The 23,996-nt window shown below is 70.3% G+C and carries 26 protein-coding genes and 1 tRNA gene; 15 read left to right on the forward strand and 12 right to left on the reverse strand.

Going from position 1 to position 23,996, the window contains the following annotated elements; translation table 11 throughout:
* Positions 1-30 precede the first annotated feature (30 nt).
* Genes GL325_RS05620 through GL325_RS05630 form a run of 3 tightly spaced genes read left to right on the forward strand, consistent with a single transcriptional unit; the run spans position 31 to position 2,548 of the window.
* Positions 31-591: a TetR/AcrR family transcriptional regulator gene (locus tag GL325_RS05620; protein ID WP_187768850.1), complete on the forward strand. Its 561-nt coding sequence runs from the start codon at positions 31-33 to the stop codon at positions 589-591.
* Positions 592-595: 4 nt separating this feature from the next.
* Positions 596-922, forward strand: coding sequence for a DUF503 domain-containing protein (locus tag GL325_RS05625; RefSeq protein WP_154595555.1), 327 nt, complete (start codon positions 596-598; stop codon positions 920-922).
* A 54-nt stretch (positions 923-976) separates the two neighbouring features.
* Positions 977-2,548: a DASS family sodium-coupled anion symporter gene (locus GL325_RS05630; protein WP_187768851.1), complete on the forward strand. Its 1,572-nt coding sequence runs from the start codon at positions 977-979 to the stop codon at positions 2,546-2,548.
* Positions 2,549-2,560: 12 nt separating this feature from the next.
* Here the strand turns inward: GL325_RS05630 and GL325_RS05635 are convergent, their stop codons facing one another.
* Genes GL325_RS05635 through GL325_RS05655 form a run of 5 tightly spaced genes read right to left on the reverse strand, consistent with a single transcriptional unit; the run spans position 2,561 to position 10,509 of the window.
* Positions 2,561-3,766: a nitrate/nitrite transporter gene (locus GL325_RS05635; RefSeq protein WP_187768852.1), complete on the reverse strand. Its 1,206-nt coding sequence runs from the start codon at positions 3,764-3,766 to the stop codon at positions 2,561-2,563.
* On the reverse strand, positions 3,763-4,527 hold the full coding sequence (gene narI, locus GL325_RS05640; protein WP_187768853.1) for a respiratory nitrate reductase subunit gamma: 765 nt from the start codon (positions 4,525-4,527) through the stop codon (positions 3,763-3,765). Before narI ends, GL325_RS05635 begins: the two co-directional genes overlap by 4 nt.
* Positions 4,527-5,153: a nitrate reductase molybdenum cofactor assembly chaperone gene (narJ, locus tag GL325_RS05645; protein ID WP_187411791.1), complete on the reverse strand. Its 627-nt coding sequence runs from the start codon at positions 5,151-5,153 to the stop codon at positions 4,527-4,529. Before narJ ends, narI begins: the two co-directional genes overlap by 1 nt.
* Positions 5,150-6,811: a nitrate reductase subunit beta gene (narH, locus tag GL325_RS05650; RefSeq protein WP_154595558.1), complete on the reverse strand. Its 1,662-nt coding sequence runs from the start codon at positions 6,809-6,811 to the stop codon at positions 5,150-5,152. Before narH ends, narJ begins: the two co-directional genes overlap by 4 nt.
* Entirely contained in the window at positions 6,811-10,509 is a 3,699-nt protein-coding gene (locus GL325_RS05655; RefSeq protein WP_187768854.1) for a nitrate reductase subunit alpha, read from the reverse strand. The genes narH and GL325_RS05655 overlap by 1 nt, the downstream gene beginning before the upstream one ends.
* Positions 10,510-10,575: 66 nt before the next feature.
* Here GL325_RS05655 and GL325_RS05660 point away from each other — a divergent pair, with 66 nt between their 5' ends.
* The 6 genes from GL325_RS05660 to GL325_RS05685 all read left to right on the forward strand — a co-directional run bounded on the left by GL325_RS05660 (position 10,576) and on the right by GL325_RS05685 (position 14,924).
* Complete coding sequence (locus GL325_RS05660) at positions 10,576-11,139, forward strand: molybdenum cofactor guanylyltransferase (RefSeq protein ID WP_187768855.1); 564 nt, start codon at positions 10,576-10,578, stop codon at positions 11,137-11,139.
* The gene (locus tag GL325_RS05665) at positions 11,126-11,374 is read left to right on the forward strand and encodes a DUF6457 domain-containing protein (protein ID WP_154595561.1); all 249 of its coding nucleotides are present in this window, start codon (positions 11,126-11,128) and stop codon (positions 11,372-11,374) included. The genes GL325_RS05660 and GL325_RS05665 overlap by 14 nt, the downstream gene beginning before the upstream one ends.
* A complete protein-coding gene (locus GL325_RS15920; protein WP_187768856.1) occupies positions 11,371-12,501 on the forward strand; it encodes a molybdopterin molybdotransferase MoeA in 1,131 nt (376 codons plus the stop codon). The genes GL325_RS05665 and GL325_RS15920 overlap by 4 nt, the downstream gene beginning before the upstream one ends.
* A gap of 14 nt (positions 12,502-12,515) precedes the next feature.
* Positions 12,516-12,857 (forward strand): arsenate reductase (glutaredoxin), encoded by a 342-nt coding sequence (gene arsC / locus GL325_RS05675; protein ID WP_187768857.1) that lies wholly within the window; start codon positions 12,516-12,518, stop codon positions 12,855-12,857.
* Positions 12,858-12,995: 138 nt separating this feature from the next.
* Positions 12,996-14,045, forward strand: a complete 1,050-nt coding sequence (locus GL325_RS05680) for a CoA ester lyase (protein WP_187411788.1) — start codon at positions 12,996-12,998, stop codon at positions 14,043-14,045.
* A gap of 9 nt (positions 14,046-14,054) precedes the next feature.
* Positions 14,055-14,924 (forward strand): CoA ester lyase, encoded by an 870-nt coding sequence (locus GL325_RS05685; protein WP_187768858.1) that lies wholly within the window; start codon positions 14,055-14,057, stop codon positions 14,922-14,924.
* Positions 14,925-14,991: 67 nt separating this feature from the next.
* Here the strand turns inward: GL325_RS05685 and GL325_RS05690 are convergent, their stop codons facing one another.
* The 5 genes from GL325_RS05690 to GL325_RS05710 form a co-directional block, all read right to left on the reverse strand.
* The gene (locus tag GL325_RS05690; protein WP_154595564.1) at positions 14,992-15,141 is read right to left on the reverse strand and encodes a hypothetical protein; all 150 of its coding nucleotides are present in this window, start codon (positions 15,139-15,141) and stop codon (positions 14,992-14,994) included.
* Between the two features lie 341 nt (positions 15,142-15,482).
* On the reverse strand, positions 15,483-15,608 hold the full coding sequence (locus tag GL325_RS05695) for a hypothetical protein (RefSeq protein WP_255467325.1): 126 nt from the start codon (positions 15,606-15,608) through the stop codon (positions 15,483-15,485).
* A complete protein-coding gene (locus GL325_RS05700; RefSeq protein WP_154595565.1) occupies positions 15,608-16,723 on the reverse strand; it encodes an aromatic acid exporter family protein in 1,116 nt (371 codons plus the stop codon). Before GL325_RS05700 ends, GL325_RS05695 begins: the two co-directional genes overlap by 1 nt.
* Positions 16,723-17,043, reverse strand: coding sequence for a co-chaperone GroES (locus tag GL325_RS05705; protein ID WP_154595566.1), 321 nt, complete (start codon positions 17,041-17,043; stop codon positions 16,723-16,725). The genes GL325_RS05700 and GL325_RS05705 overlap by 1 nt, the downstream gene beginning before the upstream one ends.
* The gene (locus tag GL325_RS05710) at positions 17,043-17,312 is read right to left on the reverse strand and encodes a DUF3618 domain-containing protein (RefSeq protein WP_187411787.1); all 270 of its coding nucleotides are present in this window, start codon (positions 17,310-17,312) and stop codon (positions 17,043-17,045) included. Before GL325_RS05710 ends, GL325_RS05705 begins: the two co-directional genes overlap by 1 nt.
* Positions 17,313-17,358: 46 nt before the next feature.
* Between GL325_RS05710 and bcp the strand changes: the two genes are divergently transcribed.
* Positions 17,359-17,835, forward strand: coding sequence for a thioredoxin-dependent thiol peroxidase (gene bcp, locus GL325_RS05715; RefSeq protein WP_154595568.1), 477 nt, complete (start codon positions 17,359-17,361; stop codon positions 17,833-17,835).
* Positions 17,836-17,864: 29 nt separating this feature from the next.
* A tRNA-Leu gene (locus GL325_RS05720) sits at positions 17,865-17,947 on the forward strand.
* A gap of 3 nt (positions 17,948-17,950) precedes the next feature.
* Here the strand turns inward: GL325_RS05720 and GL325_RS05725 are convergent.
* Positions 17,951-18,388, reverse strand: coding sequence for a nitroreductase family deazaflavin-dependent oxidoreductase (locus tag GL325_RS05725; RefSeq protein WP_154595569.1), 438 nt, complete (start codon positions 18,386-18,388; stop codon positions 17,951-17,953).
* Positions 18,389-18,491: 103 nt separating this feature from the next.
* On the opposite strand from GL325_RS05725, the gene GL325_RS05730 reads away from it, so the two are divergent.
* Positions 18,492-18,947: a Fur family transcriptional regulator gene (locus GL325_RS05730; RefSeq protein ID WP_187768859.1), complete on the forward strand. Its 456-nt coding sequence runs from the start codon at positions 18,492-18,494 to the stop codon at positions 18,945-18,947.
* Positions 18,940-21,147, forward strand: a complete 2,208-nt coding sequence (katG, locus tag GL325_RS05735) for a catalase/peroxidase HPI (protein ID WP_187768860.1) — start codon at positions 18,940-18,942, stop codon at positions 21,145-21,147. Before GL325_RS05730 ends, katG begins: the two co-directional genes overlap by 8 nt.
* Positions 21,148-21,204: 57 nt before the next feature.
* On the opposite strand, the gene GL325_RS05740 is transcribed toward katG, so the two are convergent.
* Positions 21,205-22,443, reverse strand: coding sequence for a fibronectin type III domain-containing protein (locus GL325_RS05740; protein ID WP_187768861.1), 1,239 nt, complete (start codon positions 22,441-22,443; stop codon positions 21,205-21,207).
* 113 nt (positions 22,444-22,556) lie between these two features.
* Between GL325_RS05740 and GL325_RS05745 the strand changes: the two genes are divergently transcribed.
* Together GL325_RS05745 and GL325_RS05750 are read left to right on the forward strand one after the other, a co-directional pair.
* The gene (locus tag GL325_RS05745; RefSeq protein WP_187411786.1) at positions 22,557-23,126 is read left to right on the forward strand and encodes an NYN domain-containing protein; all 570 of its coding nucleotides are present in this window, start codon (positions 22,557-22,559) and stop codon (positions 23,124-23,126) included.
* On the forward strand, positions 23,126-23,995 hold the full coding sequence (locus GL325_RS05750) for a sulfurtransferase (protein WP_187768862.1): 870 nt from the start codon (positions 23,126-23,128) through the stop codon (positions 23,993-23,995). Before GL325_RS05745 ends, GL325_RS05750 begins: the two co-directional genes overlap by 1 nt.
* Position 23,996 lies beyond the last annotated feature (1 nt).

The following is a 23,996-nucleotide window of genomic DNA, read 5'->3' on the forward strand; positions in this document are numbered from 1 at the left end:
CCATAGACCGATCGGTCTATGCTCGTCGACATGGGAACGTCGCGAGGCCCGCGTGAGCGTCTGCTCGACGCCACGATCACGTCGCTGCGACGCAGCGGAGTCCACGGGACCGGCATCGCCGAGGTGCTGGCCACCAGCGGCGCGGCGCGCCAGTCGATCTACCAGCACTTCCCCGGCGGCAAGGCCGAGCTCGTGGCCGAGGCCACCCGGCGCGCGGGCGTCTACGTCACCCGGGGCACGCCCGACGACCCGCACGCGCAGGTCGACCACCGGATCGACTGGTGGACCGACCAGCTGCGCCGGCACGACTTCGCGCTCGGCTGCCCGGTGGCGGCCGCCGCCCTCGCGGGGTCCGACTCCCCCGGCGTCGTGGCCGCGGCCGCAGAGGTGTTCGCCGACTGGTCCGCACGCTTCGCCTCGCGGCTGGAGCAGGCGGGCGCCGACCCGGAGGCCGCGGCGACCCTGGGCCGGTTCCACGTCAGCGCGATCGAGGGCGCGGTGATGACGGCCCGCGCCCTGCGCACGACCGAGCCCCTCGAGGACCTGCGCGCGATGCTGCACCGGCTCGTCGACGACGTGCTGCCAGACTGACCCCATGTGGGTGGGATGGATCGAGTTCGACCTCAGACTCGGTGACGTGCACTCCCTCAAGGAGAAGCGCTCCATCATCCGGCCGGTCGTGAACGAGTTGCGCCGCAGGTTCTCCCTGTCGGCGGCCGAAACCGACTCGGTCGACCTGTACCGCCGCGCCGGCATCGGCGGCTCGCTGGTGTCGATCGACCGCGCGCACGTCGTCGAGGTGCTCGACGCGGTCGAGCGCTGGATGGCCGAGCGGCCCGAGATCGAGATCCTCGAGGCCCATCGGCACCTCACGAGCAGCGCCGACGACGAGGACGACCAGGGCGAGCTTCCATTCGCGTGACGCGTCCACCTCTCTTACGGTGATGTGATCCAGATCATCTTGCAGGGGGGCGTAGTGACCGACACCGAGAAGAAACCGACCACCTACCGCACCTTCGACGAGGTCCAGTCGACGCTCAGTCCGGCCGAGCAGCGGTTCGAGCGGATCCGCCGCACCACCGGGCTGTTCGCCGGCCCGGTCATCGGCATCGCGGTGTACTTCGCCTGCGCAGGCCTCGACGAGTCGGCACAACGACTGGCCGGCGTCCTGGCCTGGGTCGCCGTCTACTGGGTCTGCGAGGCGATCCCGATCCCGGTGACGGCGATGCTGGCCATGGCGCTGGTGATCGCCTTGGGCATCGCAGCCGCCGACGACGTCTTCGGGTCGTTCGGCAACAGCACGATCTTCGTGTTCATCGGCGGCTTCATCCTGGCCGAGTCGATGAGCAAGCACGGGCTCGACCGGCGCTTCGCGTTCGGCGTCCTCAGCCTGCCCGGCGTGGCCGCCTCGACGACACGCATCATCGTCGCCTTCGGCGCCATCACCGCCATCCTGAGCGGCTTCGTCTCCAACACCGCGACGGCGGCCATGATGATGCCCATCGGCGCCGGCATCGTCGGGTTCATGGTCTCGGCGATGCGCCGGGCCGACGCGCAGGCCGAGCTCAACCCCGAGCGCCTCCAGTTCTCGACAGCCCTGATGCTGATGGTCGCGTACAGCGCGAGCGTGGGCGGCCTGTTGACTCCCGTGGGCAGTCCCCCGAACCTGATCGGCCGCGCGTACCTCGAGGAGGAGCTCGACATCACGATCCCGTTCTTCCAGTGGATGGTGCTGGCGGCGCCGCTCGTGTTGGTGATGTTCCTCGTGCTGTGTGTCGTGCTGATCCGGCTGAACAAGCCCGAGGCCAAGCACGTGGAGGGCGTCGAGGACTACATCCGCGAGGAGCGCTCGAAGCTCGGCGCGATGGGCGTCGGCGGCCGCAACACCCTCATCGCGTTCGGCGTCGCGGTCACGCTGTGGGTGCTGCCCGGCGTGGTCGGCCTGGCCACCGGCGGCGAGTCCGCCACGTACGACTGGCTCCTGGAGCACCTCAACGAGGGCGCCGTCGCGATCTTCGCCGCCTCCCTGCTGTTCCTGCTGCCGGTGGACTGGGGCCGGCGCCAGTTCACCCTGAACTGGAACGACGCGGTCAAGATCGACTGGGGCACGATCATCTTGTTCGGCAGCGGCATCGTGCTGGGCGGACTGCTCTCGACGACCGGGCTGGCCGAGACGATGGGCACCTCCCTGTCGGACCTGCTGGGCACGACGAGCCTGGTCGGCATCACGATCCTGGCCACCGTCATCGCGGTCATCATCAGCGAGACCACGAGCAACACCGCCAGCGTCGTGGTGGTCGCGCCGATCGCCGCGCAGCTGGCCCTGGCGGCCGACGTCAACCCGGCCGTGCCCGTCCTGGCGGCCATCTTCGGCGCGTCGTTCGGCTTCATGCTGCCGGTGTCGACGCCCCCGAACGCGATCGTCTACGGCACGGGCATGGTCCCCATCACGCGGATGCTGCGCTCGGGCATCGTGTTCGACGTCCTGGGCATCATCATCATCGTCACCGGCGTGACGCTGATGGCGGGCCTGCTGGGCATCGGCTGAGCCGGTCGGGCCTCAGGTCCGAGCCCTCCGCGCCGGGCGGATCACCCACTGCGTGAACGCGCAGGCGAGGAGCGCGACGACCATCAGGAGCACGAGACCGGTCGTGTAGCTGTGGTCCTGCGCGTTGTAGGTCGCGCCCATGACCAGCGGCGGGAAGTAGCCGCCCAACCCGCCGGCGGCGCCGACCACACCGGTGACGCTGCCGACCCGCTCGGCCGGCGCCAGCTGTGCCACCCACGCGAACACCGAGCCGGTGCCCAGGCCCAGGAAGACCGCGAGCAGGATGAACGCCGCACCGGCCGGGATCTCGGGCTGGGGCTGCAACGCGACCACGCCGGCCATCACGGCGGTGCCGAGCAGCGAGACGATCGTGACGAGCTTCGGGCCGAGCTTGTCCGAGAGGACACCGCCCAGGGGCCGCGCCGCCACGGCCGCCACCGCGAAGCCGGCGGTGCGGGTGCCGGCGGCCGCCAGGTCGAAGTCGTAGACGTCCTTGAGGTAGGTGGGCAGGTAGGTCGAGAAGGCCACGAACCCGCCGAAGGTGACCGCGTAGAGGAACGACAGCTGCCACGTGATCGGCAACCGCAGCGCGCCGGCCAGCTTGGGGACGACGGGGTCCCGATTGGGCTGCCACGCGGGTGAGTCGCGCATGCCGAGCCACGACAGCACCGCCACCACGACGAGTGCCGCCGCGATCAGGACGTGGGTGAGCCCGTACCCGAACCACTCGACCATCCTCGGAGTGAAGAACGACGACAGCGCGGTGCCGCCCATGCCGGCGCCGAACAGGCCGGTGGCGAAACCGCGGCGCGGCTTGTCGAACCAGGCGTTCACGAACGGGATCCCGACCGCGAACGTCGTGCCCGCGATCCCGAGGAAGAACCCGAACACGAGGAGCATCGCGTACGAGCCCTGATCACCGGCGAACGCGACGAGGAGCACGAACGGCGCCGAGATCAGCAGCAGCACCGTGAACATCACCCGACCGCCGACCCGGTCGGTCAGCGTGCCGGACAGGATCCGGCCCAGCGAACCGACCAGCACGGGCATGGCCACGAGCAGGGACTTCTCGCTCGACGACAGGTCGAGCTGTTCGGCATATCGCACGCCCAGCGGGCCGATCACGTTCCACGCCCAGAAGCTCACTGCGAAGGCGAGGGTGGCCAGGGCGAGATTGCGCGTCTGGCCGGTCCTCAGGTCCGGCTCGGTGCTGGTCATCGTGGCCTCCTGGGTTGGACGTCGTCCGGTGTCCCGATCGGGTCCCAGCCGCGACGGACGGCGCGCGTGCCGACGGTGGGGCGCGCGTCGCGACTGCGGTAGACGAGGTACGGCCGGAACAGGTAGTGCACGGGCGCCGTGAAGGCGTGGACCAAGCGAGTGAACGGCCAGATCGTGAACAGCAGCATCCCGACCAGCACGTGCACGTGGAAGTCCCAGGGAGCCGCGGCCATCGCGTCGACGTCCGGCTGGAACACGAAGATCGACCGGAACCACGGCGAGACCGTCTGGCGGTAGTTGTAGGCCTCGACGTCGCCGGCGCCGGCCGAGGCCAGCGTGGTCCACAGGCCGAGGACGATCGCCGCGACCAACACGACGTACATGACCTTGTCGTTGACCGTCGTCGCCATGAAGACCGGACCGCTGGTGCGGCGACGCCAGATCAGCAGGACCAGCCCAACGAGCGTCGCGATGCCCGCGATCAGGCCGAGGACCAGCGAGTTGGCGTGGTAGATCTCCTCGGTGACCCCGACGCCCTCGGTCCAGCTCTCGGGGATCACCAGGCCGACGAAGTGTCCGACGAGGACCACGAGGATCCCGAAGTGGAACAGCGGCGAGCCGATCCGCAACAGCCGGGACTCGTACAGCTGGGACGACCGCGTCGTCCACCCGAACTTGTCGTAGCGGTAGCGCCAGATCGTGCCGCCGATCAGGACCGCCAACATCACGTAGGGCAGGATCCCCCACAACACGACGTCCATCAGCGTGCTCCTTCTGCCAGCGGCAGGAGCCGCGGATCGTACGGCTCGAGACCGACGGTCTCGACCGGTTGCACGGGCCCGGCCAGGGCCATGGCCTCGGTCCGGTTCCTCGGCGACGCGCCGGGCAGCGTGGCGCACACGGCGCGCACCGCCCCGGCCCAGTGCGACCCGTGGTCCTCCAGCTCGAAGCGCAGCATCTCCAGGCTGGCCCGGTACCGCTGCAGCAGGGCCGATCCCGCCTGCGGGTCGACGAGCGCCGCGAACTCCAGCACGACGGGCAGGTGGTCGGGCAGCTCGCCGTCGAGTCGCACCACCATCCCGCTGTCGCGGTACACCTGCTTGAAGGCGGCCAACACCTCACCGCGGCGACGCGTGTCGCCCTCGGTCCAGTACGACAGGTGCAGCGCGTGGCTCCGGCTCAGGTCGAACGTCTCGACGTAGTCGTTGCGCAGCTGCTCGGGCGGCGTCTCGGCCAACCAGGCCAGGACCGCCTGCAGCTCGCGCACCGCCGGGTCGGGACGCTGCTCCCCCAGCGCCGAGGTCAGCTCGGGCAGGGCCGCGAGGACCTCGTCGTGCGGGTACGACAGGACCCACGACGCGACCTGGTGCACGACCTGCGCGCTCACCGGTCCCGCTCCCCTTCCGGGAACAGGCCCGCCGGTCGGCCGTTGCCGTCCCAGTTCAGCAGGTTGACCCGGTCGCGCATGTTCTGGCCGCCCGCCACCGAGTCGGACTCCTGGCGGTCCTTCAGCGCGTGGAAGGTCTCGACGGCCACCGGCGTCGGCGTGCCGCTGGCCTCGCCGAACGGGCCCGAGCCACCCATGCCGGGCCCGTCGTCGAAGTCCAGCGAGCAGCCCAGCTCCTCGAGGTCGTGCGCCTTCTCGGCGTGCGCCGTCGGGATGACGTAGCGCTCGTCGTACTTCGCGATCGCCATCAGCCGGTACATCTCGTACATCGACTCCTCCGTCATGCCGACGGCCTCGGGGATCGAGGCGTCGCTCTCGCGCCCGAGGTTGATGTCGCGCATGTACGCCCGCATGGCGCCGAGCGTGGCCAGCACGTTCGAGACGACCTGCGTGTCGCCCGCGGTGAACAGCTCGGCGAGGTACTCGATCGGGATGCGCAGGGCGTCGATCGCGCCGAACAGCGTGCCTGCCTCCTCGCTGTCGTGGCCCTGCTCGCGCAACAGGTCGACGATCGGCGAGAGCGGCGGGACGTACCAGACCATCGGCATCGTGCGGTACTCCGGATGCAGCGGCAGGGCCACCCGGTACTTCTTCGCCAGCGCGTACACCGGCGACCTCTGGGCCCCCTCGAGCCAGTCCTCGGCGATGCCCTGCTCGCGGGCGGCGCGGATCACCTCCGGGTCGTGGGGGTCGAGCATGAGGTCCAACTGGGCCTCGTAGAGGTCCTTCGGGTCGGGGGTCGAGGCCGCTGCGGTGACCGCGTCCGCGTCGTACAGGTACAGCCCGATGTAGCGCAGCCGGCCCACGCAGGTCTCGGCGCAGACCGTCGGGATCCCCACCTCGATGCGCGGGTAACAGAAGGTGCACTTCTCGGCCTTGCCCGACTTGTGGTTGAAGTAGATCTTCTTGTAGGGACAGCCCGTGATGCACATGCGCCAGCCGCGGCACTGGTCCTGGTCGACCAGGACGATGCCGTCCTCCTCGCGCTTGTAGATCGCGCCCGAGGGGCACGAGGCCATGCACGAGGGGTTCAGGCAGTGCTCGCAGATCCGCGGCAGGTAGAACATGAAGGTCTGCTCGAACTCGAACTTGATCTTGTCCTCGCTCTCGCGCCGGACCTTCTCGACGATGGGGTCCAGGTCGCCCATCTCGCTCGCGCCGCCGAGGTTGTCGTCCCAGTTGGCCGACCACGTGATCGCCGTGTTCTCGCCGGTGATGAGCGACTTCGGCCGAGCCACCGGGAAGTCGTCGCCCAGCGGCGCGTCGATGAGCATCGAGTAGTCGTACGTCCACGGCTCGTAGTAGTCGCTGAGCTCGGGCATGACCGGACTGGCGAAGATCCCGAACAGCCGGCGCAGCCGGCTGCCGGTCCTCAGCTGCAGGCGACCTCGCCGCAGCTCCCAGCCGCCGCGCCACTTCTCCTGGTCCTCGTACCGCCGGGGGTACCCCTGACCGGGTCGCGTCTCCACGTTGTTGAACCACACGTACTCGGTCCCGGCACGGTTGGTCCAGGCCTGCTTGCACGTGACGGAGCACGTGTGGCAGCCGATGCACTTGTCGAGGTTCATCACCATGCCCATCTGGGCCATGACTCGCATCAGTAGGTCACCTCCTGCGACCGGCGACGGATCGTCGCGATGTTGTCCCGCTGATTGCCCGTCGGGCCGAGGTAGTTGAAGGCGTAGGACAACTGGGCGTAGCCGCCGATGAGGTGACTGGGCTTGACCAGCACGCGCGTGACGCTGTTGTGGATGCCGCCGCGCCGCCCGGTCGCCTCGGACTTGGGCACGTCGATCGTGCGCTCCTGGGCGTGGTGGACGAAGGTGACGCCCTCGGGGATGCGGTGGCTGACGATCGCGCGGCACACGAACACGCCGTTGGGGTTCACGCACTCGATCCACTCGTTGTCCTTCACGCCGATCGCCTCGGCGTCCTCGCGGCTCAGCCAGGCCGTGGGGCCACCGCGCGAGAGCGACAGCATGAGCAGGTTGTCCTGGTACTCGGAGTGGATCGACCACTTGTTGTGGGGCGTCAGGTAGCGCACCGTGATCTCGCGGTCGCCGTTCGGACCGAGCCGAGGGCCGCCGAACAGCCGGCTCATGTCCAGCGGTGGCCGGTACACCGGCATCGACTCGCCCAGGTCGCGCATCCAGTCGTGGTCCAGGAAGAAGTGCATCCGCCCCGTGAGGGTGTGCCACGGCTTCAGCCGCTCGACGTTGATCGTGAACGGCGAGTACCGTCGCCCGCCGGTCTCCGAGCCCGACCACTCCGGCGACGTGATCACCGGCTGGGGCGCCGTCTGCGTGTCGCGGAACGTGATGCGCCGGTCGCGAGCCCCCTCGGCGAGGTCGGCCAGCGGCTTACCGACCCGCTTCTCCAAGGTGCGGAAGCCCTGCGCCGCCAGCTCGCCGTTCGTGGTGCCCGAGAGCGTCAGGATCGCCTCGGCCATCTTCGCGTCGGTGTCGATCGCCGGCCGCCCCGCCGCGGCGCCCCGGTCGAACACGCCGCCGGACCTCGCGAGGATGTCCAGCGCCTCCTTCAGCTCGAACGTCACGTTCTTCACGCCCAGCCCGAGGCGGTCGGCCAGCGGGCCGATGGCGGCGAGCTTCTCGGCGATCGCCGTGTAGTCGCGCTCGATGACGTGCAGGGCCGGCATCGTCTTGCCGGGGATCGGCTCGACGTCGCCGTGCTTCCAGTCCCGCACGACTCCACCGGGCTGCGAGGTCTCGCCGGGCGTGTCGTGCTGCATCGGCACGGCCACGATGTCCCGGCGGACCCCCAGGTGCGTCTTCGCCAGCTCGGCGATCTTGCGCGCGACGTGGTGGAACATCGCGAAGTCGGTCTGGGTCTCCCACGGCGGGTCGATCGCGGGCGTGAACGCGTGCACGAACGGGTGCATGTCCGTCGCCGACAGGTCGTACTTCTCGTACCAGGTCGCTGCCGGGAAGACGATGTCCGACAGCAGGGTCGTCGAGGTCATCCGGAAGTCGGCGGACACGAGCAGGTCGAGCTTGCCCTCGGGCGCCTCCTCGCGCCACGTCACGTCCTTCGGTCGCACTGAGGGATCCCCGTCGACCGCCGTGGCGTTCGAGTGCGTGCCCAGCAGGTGCTTGAGGAAGTACTCGTTGCCCTTGGCCGACGAGCCGAGCAGGTTCGACCGCCACAGGGTCAGCGTCCGGGGCCAGTTCTCGGGTGCGTCGACGTCCTCGATCGCGAAGTGCAGCGACCCGTCCTTCAGCCGCTGCACCACGTAGTCGTTGACGTCCGAGGCGGTCCCCGCGTCCACGGCGGCCTGGGCCTCGTCGGCCAGGTCCAGCGGATTGCGGTCGAACTGCGGGTAGAACGGCATCCAGCCCATCCGGGCGGACTGCGCGATCGTGTCGGCCGTGTGCATCCCCGCGAGGTGCCCCTCGGCCAGCGGCGACGCCAGCGCATCGGCCCGGTACCCGTCCGAGCGCCACTGGTCGGTGTGCATGTACCAGTACGAGGTGCCGGTCATCGTGCGCGGCGGCCGGCTCCAGTCGAGGTTGTTCGCCAGCGAGATCCAGCCCGTGATCGGCCGGCACTTCTCCTGGCCGACGTAGTGCGCCCAGCCGCCGCCGTTGCGGCCCATGCAGCCGGTCAGCATCAGCATCGACAAGATCGCGCGGTACGTCGCGTCGCCGTGGAACCACTGGCACACGCCCGCACCGAGGATGATCATCGAGCGGCCGCCGGACTCCTCGGCGTTGGTCGCGAACTCGCGAGCCACCCGGATGCACGCCTCGGCGGGGACGCTCGTGATCTCGGCCTGCCACGCCGGCGTGTACGGCGTCGACGGGTCGTCGTACCCGCTCGGCCACTGTCCCGGCAGACCCGGGCGCCCCACGCCGTGCTGAGCGAGCATGAGGTCGAACACCGTCGTGACCAGCCGTCCGGCCACCCGGGCGACCGGCACGCCGCGGCGCAGCACCTCGCCCTCGCCGGTGAGGCCCGCGAACGACGGCAGCAGCACCTCGGCCGTCTCGCCCGGCACGTTCGCCTCGCTCAGCGTCAGCGCGGGCACGACCCCGTCGAGGTCGAGGTTCCAGCGGCCCTCGCCCGACTCGGCGTACCGGAAGCCCATCGAGCCGTTCGGCACGACGGGCTCGCCCGTCGCGGCGTCCAGGAGCACCGTCTTCCAGGCGCCCTCGGGTGCGACGTCGCCGAGGTCGGCCGCCGTGAGGAACTTGCCGGGGACGAGGCCGCCGTGCTCGGTGTTCTCCGTCAGGGTCACGAGGAACGGCAGGTCGGTGTACTGGCGCGTGTAGTCCACGAACATCGGCACGCGGCGCTCGACGAAGAACTCCTTGAGGATGACGTGCGTCATCGCCATCGCGAGCGCACCGTCGGTCCCGGCCTGGGCGGGCAGCCACTCGTCGGCGAACTTGGTGTTGTCCGCGTAGTCGGGGTTCACCGTGACGACCTTCGTGCCTCGGTAGCGGACCTCGGCCATCCAGTGGGCATCGGGCGTGCGCGTGACGGGCACGTTCGAGCCCCACATCATCAGGTAGCTCGCGTCCCACCAGTCGCCCGACTCGGGCACGTCCGTCTGGTCGCCGAACACCTGGGGGCTCGCGACCGGCAGGTCGGCGTACCAGTCGTAGAACGACGTCATCGCCCCACCGAGCAGGTGGGTGAACCTGGCCCCCACCGCGTGCGACACCATCGACATGGCCGGGATCGGGCTGAACGTCGCGATGCGGTCCGGTCCGTGCTCCTTGATGGTGTGCACCTGCGCGGCCGCGGTCATCTCGACCGCCTCGAGCCAGTTCGTCCGGACGAAGCCGCCCTTGCCGCGGGCCTGCTGGTAGCGGCGGCGGCGCTCGGGGTCGGCCATGACGTCCCCCCAGGCCAGGACCGGGTCGCCCAGCCGCTCCTTGGCCTCGCGGTACATCTCCAGCAGGACCCCTCGGGCATACGGATAGCGCACGCGGGTCGGCGAGTAGGTGTACCAGGAGAAGGCAGCGCCTCGAGGACAGCCGCGCGGCTCGTACTCGGGGCGATCGGGCCCCACCGACGGATAGTCCGTCTGCTGGGCCTCCCAGGTGATGATCCCGTCCTTGACGTAGACCTTCCAGGAACAGGACCCGGTGCAGTTCACCCCGTGGGTCGATCTGACCACCTTGTCGTGACTCCACCGGTCGCGGTAGAACACATCGCCGCGCCGGCCGCCCTCGCGGAAGACGGCCCGGCCGTCTTCCGACTCGTCCCACCGGGTGAAGAATCGCCCGGTCTTGAGCAGGGCCGTGGACGCGGGGCCGTCGAACTTCGCCATGTTTCCATGAAGCGCGTGACTTGGGTCACATGCAAGTGCAGGCCGCCATGAGGCACGATGAGCCCCATGGAGCCGTTCCATGCGATCGTCCTGGCCGGAGGACGAGCCCGCCGTCTCGGCGGACGCGACAAGCTCATGGTGCGCGTCGGTGGCCGGACCCTGCTCGAAGGCGTGGTCGCCGCCCTCCCCCACGCCCGGAGCGTGGCGGTCGTGGGCGCGCGTCGTGATCTCGAGCTGGACCGCGAGGTGCTCTGGGTGCGCGAGGATCCGCCCTTCGCCGGCCCTCTCCACGCGGTCGCCGCGGGACTGGCCGCGCTGCGTGCCCAGGACGACGACGAGGTGTTGATCCTGGCCGGCGACCTGCTGCGACCCGACCTCGTGGTGACCGCGCTGTCGCAGGGCTCCGGCGCTCGCGTCGCCGTCGACCCCGAGGGGCGCCGGCAATGGGCGTGCAGTCGGGCCCGTGCCGGCGACCTGGCCCGAGCGCTGGCCGCGACCCCCACCGCCGACGCTGCCTTGAAGGCGGCCATCGGAGCGCTCGACCCGCTGGAGGTCCCCCTCACCGCCGAGGCCGTGGCCGACCTCGACACCCCCGACGACCTGGAGGAGTACGCCGATGTCGAACGATGACGAGATCCTGCAACGCTGGTGGCGTCAGCTGTGCACCGCGCTGGGCGTCGATCCCGACGCCGACCCCGACGTCCTGCTCGACCTCGCCGGCACCGCGGCCCACGCCGTGGTCCGTCCGGCAGCACCGTTGACGACCTTCCTGGTCGGCTACGCGGCGGGCCTGGCCGACGCCGACGCGGCCGGCATGGACTCGCTCGTCGAGCGTGCCGAACGCGCGGCCGAGGACTTCGGGTGACCGATCCGTCGTGGGCCGAGGCACGCGACCTGGCCCGGGCGGCACTGCCTCGCGGCGAGATCATCTCCGTCACCCTCGCGGGCGCGGTGGGCACCGTCGCGACCGAGGACCTGCGGGCACTGGGACCGATCCCGCACGCCACGACGTCGGCGATGGACGGCTGGGCGGTGTGCGGACCCGCGCCCTGGCAGCTCGACCCCGACGACGGACCACTCTCCCCCGGCCGGGCGCGGGCCGTCGTCACCGGCGCCGTCCCGCCGGACGGGACCGACGCCATCGTGCCCTCCGAGGCGGGCCGGTTGTCCGGCGACGTCCTGCACGGCGACCCTCCTGTGCCCGGTCGCCACGTGCGTCCCGCCGGCGAGGAGGCGCAGGAGGGCGACGTCCTCGTGTCGGCGGGCCAGGTGTTGACGCCGGCCCGGGTGGGCGTGCTGGCGATGACCGGGCACGACACGATCGCCGTACGCCGCGCGCCGCTGGTCCACCTGGTCGTCACGGGCGACGAGCTCGTCCCCTCCGGCGTGCCTCAGGCCGGGCACGTCCGCGACGCCCTGACACCGACGCTGCCGCCGCTGTTGGGTGCTCTCGGCGGCAAGGTCGCCCGGCTCGACCACGTGCGTGACGACCCCCGCGCCCTCGCCGCGAAGGTCGTGTCCGGCGACGCCGACCTCGTGATCACCGCCGGGGGCACCGGCCACTCGGCCGCCGATCCGATCGACGCCGCCTGGGCACGGTCGAACGCGGACGTGCGGTTCCGGGGCGTCGACATGCGGCCCGGCCACCCGGTCTCACTGGCGGTCCTGCCGGACGGTCGGCCGTGGTTGGCCCTCCCGGGCAACCCACTCGCGGCGATGATGACCGCCCTGTCCTTCGTCCCGGCCCTGGTCGAGGGATTCACCGCAGCCGTTCCGGCCGAGCCTGCGTGGGCCGTGGCGGGTGCAGCGTTCGAGGGCCGGGCCGACACGACCCTCGTGCCGGCTCGCCACACGGCCGCGGGAGTCGTTCCCGTCGGCCGGAGCCGTCCTCATCTGCTGACCGCGCTGGCCGACGCCGATGTGGTGGTGATCGTCCCGCGTGGCGGAATCGGCCCGGGAGATCCGGTACAGGTCCTGCGCCGCGCGTGGTGAGTACGGTGGGGCGCGTGGACGCGACGATCTATCACCATCCCCGCTGCACGACCTCTCGCAAGGCGCTGGACCGGCTGCGCGACGCCGGGATCGAGCCGACGGTCGTGAAGTACGTCGACGAGGGCTGGACCGAGGCCCAGCTGCGTGAGCTCTTCGACGCCGCCGGCCTGACGCCCCGCCAGGCGGTGCGCAAGCGCGAGAAGCTATACACCGAGCTCGGGCTCGCCGACGCCAGCGACGACGAGCTGCTGGCCGCCATGGTCGAGCACCCCGTCCTCGTGGAGCGACCGTTCGTGGTCACCTCGACGGGCACCCGCCTGGCCCGTCCGCTCGAGAGGCTCGACGAGATCCTCTGAAGGACTCCTTCGCTCGTGGGCCCAATACCGAACGCATCCTCTCGTGCCGGCTCGACCCGCGCCCCGGACCCGCCGCGCTCTCCCCCGCCCGGCGCGCCATACTGGCCCCGACCCTGACTCCCACGGAAGTGAGTTCCCGTGCGCAATCCCCGTGCCTTCCTGCGTCCGCTCGCCGTCGGCGCTCCGAAGCCCAGCTCCGACGTCCCGTTCCGCCCGAGCCGCATGATCCACTTCTTCGACCCGAGCAACGAGAAGATGGCGGCCAAGGTGCCGGACATCGCGAAGAAGGTCGACATCATCCTGGGCAACCTCGAGGACGCGGTGAAGACCGAGAAGAAGGAAGCCGCGCGTCAGGGCCTGGTCGACATCGCCAAGGCCACGGACTTCGGCGACACCCAGCTGTGGACCCGCGTCAACAGCCTCGACTCGCCGTGGGTGCTCGACGACATCATCACGCTCGTCACCGAGATCGGCGACAAGCTCGACGTCATCATGGTGCCCAAGGTCGAGGGCGCCCAGGACATCCACTACGTCGACCGCCTCCTGGCCCAGCTCGAGGCCCGCGCGGGCCTGGACCGCCAGATCCTCGTGCACGCGATCCTCGAGACCGCCGAGGGCGTTGCGAACGTCGAGGAGATCGCCGCGGCCAGCCCGCGCATGCAGGGCATCAGCCTCGGCCCGGCCGACCTCGCCGCCAGCCGCCGCATGAAGACCACGCGCGTCGGCGGTGGCCACCCCGGCTACATCGTCCGCCAGGACCCCACGGGCGAGGACCTCACCACCGGTCGCGCGACGTACCAGCAGGACCTGTGGCACTACACGATCGCGCGCATGGTCGACGCCTGTGCGATGAACGACATCCTGCCGTTCTACGGACCGTTCGGTGACATCAAGGACGTCGTCGCCTGTGAGGACCAGTTCCGCAACGCGTTCCTGCTCGGCTGCGTCGGCGCCTGGAGCCTGCACCCGGTCCAGATCGACATCGCCAAGAAGGTCTTCTCCCCCAGCCCCGAGGACGTCGCGCACGCCAAGCGCGTCGTCGAGGCCATGGGCGACGGCTCCGGCGCGGTGATGATCGACGGCAAGATGGAGGACGACGCCTCCTGCAAGCAGTGCCTGGTCATGCTCGACCTGGCCAAGTCCCTCGCCGAGCGCGACCCCGACCTGGCCGCGGCCTACGACCTCTGAGGAGCCACGATGACTGAGATCCGCCCCCGCCGTTCCGTCCTCTACATGCCCGGCGCCAACGAGCGCGCGCTGGAGAAGGCCAAGAGCATCGACGCCGACGCCCTCATCCTCGACCTCGAGGACTCCGTGTCGCCCGACGCCAAGGAGACCGGTCGCGCCAACGTCTGCGCCGCCGTGGCCTCGGGCGAGTACGGCCACCGCGAGCTGGCCATCCGGGTCAACTCGATCGGCACCCAGTGGCACGACGACGACGTCGCGGCCGCCGCCAAGGCCGGTCCGGACGCCATCCTCGTGCCCAAGGTCGAGTCGGCCCAGCAGGTCCTGGACCTGGTCGCCGCGATCGAGGCCGCCGGCGCCCCCGACAGCACGCAGCTGTGGGCCATGATCGAGACCCCGAAGGCCCTGCTGCACGCCGAGGAGATCGCGGCCGCCCACGAACGCCTGACCGTGATCGTCATGGGCACCAACGACATCGTCAACGAGACGTACGGGTTGCACGTGCCCGGGCGCAACCCGCTCGTCCTGACGGCGCTCTCGTGGACGCTGCTGGCCGTGCGCGCCGCCGGCAAGGTCGTCATCGACGGCGTCTACAACGACGTCAAGGACGCCGAGGGGTTCGCGGCCGAGGCCCGCCAGGGTCGCGAGATGGGCTTCGACGGCAAGACGCTGATCCACCCGTCGCAGGTCGATCCGGCCAACGAGGCGTTCGCCCCGAGCGAGGCCGACATCGAGCGCGCCCGGGGCATGATCGCGGCCTTCGACGAGGCCGCCGCCGAGAAGAAGGGCGTCGCCACCTTCAACGGCAAGATGATCGAGGAGCTGCACATCCGTGACGCGAAGCGGATCCTGGCCTACGCCGAGGCGTTGCAGGGCCGCTGAGCCGAACGCACACGAGGCGCGTACCGAGACCTGGGTCTCGATACGCGCCTCGTGCCGTTGATGCGCCTCATCGGTTGGCGCGCAGGCCCCACAGCTGGCTGTGCACCGCGCGCATGTGCCGCTCGGCCCGGCGGCGCTGTTTCAGCCGCTCCAGGATGACGAGACGATCGAGGTCGGCGCGCGACTGCGGCCGGTTCCCGTAATCGAACAACGACATGGAGATCACCCCCTCTCCCGTGGTCGCCTCCGCGTGTGCGGTCCCGGAGTCCGGGACTGGAGTCGGAAGTGTGGCGTTCGCGGGCATGAGGGTGAAGTGGGGGAATGTCGTGGTCATGACGCGCCTCCTTTCTGATTCGTCGGGTGGACACAAAGAAAAACCGCCTCGGACGAGCGTCCGAAGCGGCTGGTGATACAGGTCGACAGAATCGACTAGGTCAACATCACGACGGAGGCGTGCCCGGGGGCGAACATGCAAGCGTTCTTGTTCGTCATGGGACTCACCTCCTGTGTGTGTGACACGTCACTTCGATCGAAGTGCTGAGAACGACCCTAAGGGACTCAGTCGTCCTCTGTCGAGGTCTCGTCCTCGGATTCTGAGGATTCGCCGGATTCGCCCGATTCGCCGTCGCGCGCCAGGTCCGCCAGCCGCTTGCGCAGCTGGGCCAGCAGGTGTCGAGGTTCCATCAGTCCACGTCCAGGATGTCGTCGAGTGCGGTGCGGGACACTCCCCCGGCCATCAGCAGATCGGCTGCCAGGGACCGCACCTGCGCGGCCACCGACGCGGTGTTGACCGTGAGGCGATCGCTCAGGGCCTGCATGGCCAGGTTCGAGGCCTCGACGAGCCGCTCGTTGGCACGCTCCAGGTCGACGGACGAAGCGAACTCGTCGGCATAGATCTGGACCGCGACCACGAGCGTCTCGACGGCGTCGGTCAACCCCGAGGGCACCGACTCGTGGTGCCGCAGCATCGCCGCGACCCGCCGGGCGAGGACGCGGGCGTCGCGCATGGCGTTGTCGAGGTCGTTCACGCTCCCGGCGTACCGCTCCACATCGGCCCGCTGGTTCCACCGCAGCGGCGCGAGCCGCGCGATCTCGCTGACGTTGGCGGCCGTGGAGTGCAGCGACTCGATCGTGGACTGGGTGTCACGAGCCTGGTCCAGGGCGGCATCGGCCATCGCCGCGTCGTCGGTCCGCATCGCCTCGGCGGTGTGGCGCAGGACGTCCGCCAGGCCGGTCAGCAGCTTCTGCAGGCTCTCGTCGAGGTCACGGCGGGTGTCGCGCGGCAGGATCAGCATCATCAAGAACCCGCACATCCCGCCGATCAACGCATCGGTGAAGCGGGTGACCGCGGGGTTCGCCACGCCGGGCAGGGGGACGACGGCGGCCAGCAGCACCCCCGAGTTGATCGCCTGGGTCAACGCCATGCCCTTGAGATTGCACAGCATCGCGACCACCGCCGTCAGCGAGGCCACCAGCGCCATCTGCCAGCCGCCGCGACCGATCAGCAGGATCAGCAGCTCAGCGACGAGGACGCCGAAGGCGACACCGAGCACCAACTCGAAGATGACGCGCTGACGCCGTCCCGCGCCGCCCATCATCGTGATGACCGCGGCGATCGGGGCGAAGAAGGCCTGCGTGTGCCCGAGGAGGTACGTGGCGATCGTGAACGCACTGCCGGTGGCGACGGCCAGCCGCAGCAGCAGTCGCCAGTTCTCGCGAACCCCCATCCATCGCTGGCGCACCGTGATCTCGGGGCGCGGCAGGCGCAACCGGCTGAACGGGAGCCGGTCGCTGCTCATCACAGATACAGGCCGGTCTGGCCCTCGTCGATGCGCTCGGACGCGACGGCGTGCAGGTCGCGTTCGCGCAGCAGGATGAAGCTCTCGCCCCGGACCTCGACCTCGGCGCGGTCCTCGGGGTCGAACAGGACCCGGTCGCCCACCTCGACGGCACGGACCTGGGACCCGACGGCCTCGACCCGCGCCCACGACAGCCGCCGCCCCATGGCCGCGGTGGCGGGGATGACGATGCCTCCGGACGACCGCCGGTCGCCGGCTTCGGAGTCCAGGGACACCAGGAGCCGGTCGTGCAGCATCCGGATCGGAAGCTTGGCGTCCATCACTTCAGGAGTCGACGCAGCACCGCGAGTCCGGCGATCGTGGCGACGGTGCCGACGACGACGGGCACGATGTGCTCGAAGCGCGGGCCCGTCTCCTCGTCGACGAAGTAGTCCTTCACGCGCTGGATCTGTCGCTGCGCGACGTTGGCGGGCCGGACGCGATCGACCAGCTCGTCGACGTTGTCGCTGAGTCGGGTCAGGAGCACTTCCAGCTCGTCGACGATCTCGTCGGGAGACGCCTGGGCGGGTTCGGCATGTCCTCGTGCCACGGGAGTCCTCTCGATCGGTGCGGGGTGCCTTGTCAGGATAGTGCCCATGACGACCCGACTGCAGCCCGGCGACCAGGCCCCCGACTTCACCCTCCCGACCGACGACGGGAACGAGGTCACTCTCTCGGACCTGCGGGGCCAGCGCGTGATCGTGTACTTCTACCCCGCGGCGATGACTCCGGGGTGCACGAAGCAGGCGTGCGACTTCAGCGACTCGATCGATCGGTTGCAGGCCGAGGGCTTCACGGTGCTGGGCATCAGCCCTGACCAGCCCGAGAAGCTGGCGAAGTTCCGCGAGCGCGACGGCCTGACGATCACGCTGCTCTCCGACCCGGACAAGTCGGTCCTGACGGCCTACGGTGCGTTCGGCGAGAAGAAGCTCTACGGCAAGGTCGTCCAGGGCGTCATCCGCTCGACGTTCGTGATCGACGCCGACGGAAAGGTCGAGCTGGCGCAGTACAACGTCAAGGCCACCGGACACGTGGCGAAGTTGCGCCGTGACCTGGGTCTCGACGCCGCGTAGGCGCAGACGACCATAGACTCGTCCCCGTTGCCGGTGTGGCGGAACGGTAGACGCGCCAGGTTTAGGTCCTGGTGTCCTCACGGGCGTGCAGGTTCAAGTCCTGTCACCGGCACCCTCAGTCGATGGGCTCCAGCACGAACACGGGGATCTGGCGGTCCGTCTTCTTCTGGTACTCGGCGTAGTCCGGCCACACGGCCACAGAGCGCTCCCACCACGTGGCGTACTCATCACCCTCGAGCTGACGGGCACGGTAGTCGCGCCTGGTCTCGCCGTCCTGCAGTTCGACGTGCGGATTCGCCTTGAGGTTCCAGTACCACGCCGGGTGGTCGGGGGCGCCGCCCTTCGAGGCGACGACCGCGTAGTCGCCGTCGTGCTCGACGCGCATCAGCGCGGTCTTGCGCAGCTTGCCCGACTTGGAGCCCACGCTCGTCAGCACGATGATCGGCACACCCTTGAGCAGGTTCGCCTCGCGGCCACCTGTCGCCTCGTACGTCTCGGCCTGGGTGCGCGCCCACTCGGACGTGCTGGGCTCGTACTCTCCGGTCAGCGGCATCGGTGATCTCCTCAGGTTGGCGGACTCCCAGCAAACCACGGACGGGCTCGCCGGGCCGACCCCGCTTTCTTGATTGATTCAAGAAAAGGGTAGAGTGGGCGTCATGCCCCACTCCCCCGACCTCGAGCAGGCGCTGCGCGCCGCCGGGTTGCGGGTCACCCGCCAACGGACCGCCGTCCTGCACGCGGTCACGGCCCACCCGCACTCGGACACCGCGTCGATCATCGACCGTGCCCGCGAGACGATCCCGGACCTGTCCCACCAGGCCGTCTACGACTCGCTGCACGCCCTGACCGACGCCGGCGTCGTGCGCTGCATCGAGCCGGCCGGCTCGGCAGCGCGGTACGAGACCCGGACGGGCGACAACCACCACCACCTGGTGTGCCGCTCGTGCAGCCGCATCGTCGACGTCGACTGCACGATCGGCGCGGCACCGTGCCTGACCCCCGGCCAGGACCACGGCTTCGTCATCGACGAGGCCGAGGTCGTCTTCTGGGGCCTGTGCCCCTCCTGCTCACCTGCGACCCCCGAACCCATCGAAAGGACACTCCATGTCTGACCAGAACCACCCCGACGCGATCCTCGCCGAGGTCAACGACCCGGACGAGGCGAAGGGCAAGTGCCCCGTCGTCCACAACCAGCTGCCGAAGCCGACGGCCGGTGACGCCAACCGCAAGTGGTGGCCCGAGCGCCTCAACCTGCAGATCCTGGCCAAGAACGCCCCCGCGCGGAACCCGATGGATGACGACTTCGACTACCGCGAGGAGTTCTCGTCGCTCGACCTGGACGCGCTCAAGGCCGACATCGCCGCCGTCCTGACCGATTCCAAGGACTGGTGGCCGGCCGACTTCGGCAACTACGGACCGCTGATGATCCGCATGGCGTGGCACAGCGCCGGCACGTACCGCGTGACGGACGGCCGCGGCGGCGCCGGCGCCGGCCAGCAGCGGTTCGCCCCGCTCAACTCCTGGCCGGACAACGTCAACCTCGACAAGGCCCGCCGCCTGCTGTGGCCGGTCAAGCAGAAGTACGGCAAGAAGATCAGCTGGGCCGACCTGATGATCCTCGCGGGCAACGTGTCCCTCGAGACCATGGGCTTCCCGACCTTCGGCTTCGCCGGCGGTCGCGAGGACGTGTGGGAGGCCGACCAGGACGTGTACTGGGGCGCCGAGACCGAGTGGCTGGGCGACGAGCACCGCTACGAGGGCGAGCGCGACCTCGAGAACCCGCTGGCCGCCGTCCAGATGGGCCTGATCTACGTCAACCCCGAGGGCCCGGCCGGTCACCCCGACCCGCTCGCCTCGGCGCGCGACATCCGCGAGACGTTCGGCCGCATGGCGATGAACGACGAGGAGACCGTCGCGCTCATCGGCGGTGGACACACCTTCGGCAAGACGCACGGCGCCGCCGAGGCCGACCACCTGCAGCCCGAGCCCGAGGGCGCGCCCATCGAGCAGATGGGTCTGGGCTGGAAGAACACCCACGGAACGGGCCACGGCCCCGACACGATCACGTCGGGCCTGGAGGTCACCTGGACCTACCACCCGACCCGCTGGGACAACGAGTTCTTCCACATCCTGTTCGCGTACGAGTGGGAGCTCTTCACCTCGCCGGCCGGCGCGCACCAGTGGCGCCCGATCAACGGCGCGGGCGGGGACATGGTCCCCGAGGCGTTCGGCGACGGCCGTCGCGAGCCCCGCATGCTGACGTCCGACATCGCCCTGCGCGAGGACCCGGCCTACCGCGAGATCGCGCTGCGCTTCAAGAACGACCCGCAGGCGTTCACCGATGCGTTCGCGCGCGCCTGGTTCAAGCTGACGCACCGCGACATGGGCCCGAAGGCGCGCTACCTCGGTCCCGAGGCGCCGCAGGAGGACCTGCTCTGGCAGGACCCGCTGCCCACGTGGGAGGGCGACGTCATCGGCGACGCCGACGTCACCGCGCTCAAGGCCAAGGTCCTCGAGACCGGTCTGACCGTCTCGGAACTGGTCTCCACCGCCTGGGCGGCCGCGTCGTCCTTCCGTGGCAGCGACAAGCGCGGCGGCCTCAACGGCGCCCGCATCCGCCTGGCCCCGCAGAACGGCTGGGCGGTCAACAACCCCGCCCAGCTGGCGAAGGTCATCTCGGTCCTGCAGGACGTGGCGGACGGCTACGACAAGGCCGTCTCGCTGGCCGACGTCATCGCCATCGCCGGTGCGGCCTCGATCGAGAAGGCCGCCCGTGACGGCGGCGTCGAGATCACGGTCCCCGTCTCGGTGGGCCGCGTCGACGCCACGCCGGAGCAGACCGACGTCGAGTCGTTCTCGTACCTGGAGCCGCGTCACGACGGGTTCCGCAACTACGAGGGCAAGGGCGGCATGCCGGCGGAGTACGAGCTGATCGACCGCGCCAACCTGCTGACCCTGACGGCGCCGGAGACGACCGTCCTGGTCGGCGGCCTGCGGGTCCTGGGCGCGAACTACGACGGCTCGAACCTCGGTGTCCTCACCGACCGGGTCGGCGCCCTGACGAACGACTTCTTCGTCAACCTGCTCGACATCGACACCGAGTGGACCGCGACGGACGAGTCGAGCACGCGCTTCGCCACGAAGGACGGTCGCTGGTCGGGCACCCGCGCCGACCTGGTGTTCGGCTCGAACTCCGAGCTGCGCGCCGTGGCCGAGGTCTACGCCAGCGCCGACGCGAAGGAGAAGTTCGTCAAGGACTTCGTCGCCGCCTGGACCAAGGTCATGGACCTGGACCGGTTCGACCTGCGCTGAGTCGACTGCACGAACGACGCCCCCGGGATCACTCCCGGGGGCGTCGTCGTTCCGGGGTCACGAGAGCTTGAGAACCACCCGGATCGGGCAGTGGTCGGACCCGACCGGACCGGCGTACTTCGCGCCGCGGCGGGGGTTGACGTTCGCCCACGACAGGACGCCGATGCCGTCGCCCTTGCGGATCCAGACCTTGTCCACGTGATCGCCCCAGGTGTACGAGACGACCGGCTTGCGCCCGCCCGCGGTCCCGCTGTTGTAGTTCGGCCGCGACAGCGTCCGCGCCTGGTCGTAGGCATCGCGGTAGCCGGCGGAACTCATCACCCGGGCCGGAGTGTCCTGGGCACGGCCGCGGGACTTGTTCGAGTTGAAGTCCCCCAGGTAGACCACGCGCGAGCGGTTCGTGTTCGCCGCGTTCACCTGCCGCATCAGCGAGAGCGTCTCGGCCCTGCGCCGCCGGTTCGCCGCGGCGCTCTTGTCCGGCGAGAGGTGCACGGACACGAAGATCGTGCGCTTCCCGGTGCGCTTGTCACGCAGCTCCGACCAGGTGGCTCGCCGTCCGTTCCCGATCTCGATCGTGGCGGCTCGGGGCGTCGTCCAGTGGCCCACTCCCCCGGGCGCCGAGTCGTCGGGGTAGGTCACCGTGTCCGCCACCTGCTCGAACCGTGACGTCCGGAACAGCAGGCTCGAGGTCAGGTAGCGACCGAAGTCGGGCACGGTCGAGTACGTGGCCCGGACGTCGGCGGCGACGGTGTTCCAGCCGGAGGACTCCTGCAGCGCCACCACGTCTGCACCGGAGCCCAGGACGGTCCTCGTGACGACGGGGCGTCGCTGGGCCCACGGCTTCATCCCGGCCCACCAGGCCTCCTGACTGCTGTCGCAGGCCCTGGAGCAGATGTTGTACGTCAGGGTGCTGACGCTGACTCCCCGGCTCGGGACCGAGATCGCGGCAGCCGGCTTGCACGTGCGAGCGCTCGTCGCGACGTGCTTGCCCTTGCGGTTGTACGCGCGCACCTTGAAGCAGTACTCGACGCCGGGGCGCAGCCCGCGCACGGTGGCCCGGTTCCGCTTCGCCTTGACGGTGCGGACCCCCTTCGTGAAGGCGTAGTTGGCCGCGCGCTGCACGCGGTACGTCTTCGCACCCCGGTACTTCGGCCAGGAGAGCGTGACGGAGGTGGCGGTGACTCCGACGGCCTGCACGAGGCCGACCCGAGGGGCGGCGTGGGCGGGGGCGCTCAGCAGCCCGCCGAACGCGAGGGCGAGAGCGAGGCCAGTGAGGAAGAAGGGGCGTATGTGCATGGGGAGACCCACGCTAAGCGGAACCCCGGCGCCGCGCAGGCGTTTTCCGGCGTTCCTCCCGCCGTGAGGGCGGTCTCGTTCCCGGCCGGTGCCCGTCCGCGTAGGGTCGAGGCGTGAACGACAGCACGCCCGGCCCCCTGACCTACTTGCTGGTCGACGGCGAGAACATCGACGCCACTCTCGGCATGTCCATCCTGGGCCGCCGCCCCCAGCCTCAGGAGCGCCCGCGCTGGGACCGCCTGCTCCGGTTCGCGGAGAAGGTCTGGGACCAGCCGGTGCAGGGCCTGTTCTTCCTCGCGGTCGACACCGAGCTGCCCATGCCGTTCGTCCAGGCGCTGACCTCGATCGGCTACCGGCCGGTGCCGCTGTCCGGCACGCCCGACCAGAAGGTCGTCGACCTGGCCATCCAGCGCACGCTCGAGGAGATCGCGCGCCGCGACGCCGACGTCATGCTCGCCAGCAACGACGGCGACTTCGTGCCCCAGGTCGAGGCGCTCGTCTCGGGCAGCCGTCGGGTCGCGGTGCTGGGCTTCGAGGAGTTCCGCAACTCGCGGTTCGCGGCCCTCGTGCCGCGCGGGCTGGAGTGCTTCGACCTCGAGCACGACGTCGACGCCTTCACCGTCGAGCTGCCGCGCATCCGCGTCATCCCGATCGACGAGTTCGACCCGAACGACTTCCTCTGATGGACGGGCGTCCGGGGCCTCACGTGGGCGCCGAGGTGTTGATCGACGTCGACGAGCTCGCCGCCGCCCTGGACTCCGGCCGCCCGCCCGTCGTGCTCGACGTCCGCTGGACCCTCGGCGGTCCGTCGGGCGACGCCGCCCACCGGGCGGGTCACGTCCCGGGGGCCGTCTTCGTGCCGCTCGACACCGAGCTCGCCGCGCACGGGGAGCCGACGGACGGGCGTCACCTGCTCCCGTCGCTCGCCGACCTGCAGCGCGCGGCGCGCCGATGGGGCGTCCACGACGACTCCTCGGTCGTGGTCTACGACGACAACGGCAACCTCGCCGCCGCACGCGCGTGGTGGCTGCTGCGCTGGGCGGGCTTCGCGGACGTGCGGCTGCTCGACGGCGCGCTGGCGGCGTGGGTCGCGAGCGGGCGCCCCTTGGAGACGGGCGACGTGTCCCCGGCCCCGGGATCGGTCACGCTGTCGGCAGGGGCGCTTCCGGTGCTGGAGCTCGACGAGGTCGCCGACTTCGCCGCATCGGGCGTGCTGCTCGACGCCCGCGCCGCCGAGCGCTACCGCGGCGAGGTCGAGCCGATCGACCCGAAGGCCGGACACATCCCCGGTGCCCACAGCGCGCCCACCACCGAGAACCTCACCCCGGACGACGGGCGCTTCCGCTCCCCCGCCGAGCTACGCGAGCGCTTCGCCGCGCTCGGTGCCGACGGCTCACGACCCGTCGCGGCGTACTGCGGCTCCGGCGTCACCGCCGCCCACGAGATCGCGGCACTCGCGATCGCGGGCATCGACGCCGCCCTCTACCCGGGCTCGTGGTCGCAGTGGAGCAACCTCGACCTGCCGGTCGCGACAGGCCCCACGGCCCGCTGAC

Source organism: Aeromicrobium sp. 636 (assembly GCF_024433585.1).
GTDB classification, from domain to species: Bacteria; Actinomycetota; Actinomycetes; order Propionibacteriales; family Nocardioidaceae; genus Aeromicrobium; species Aeromicrobium senzhongii.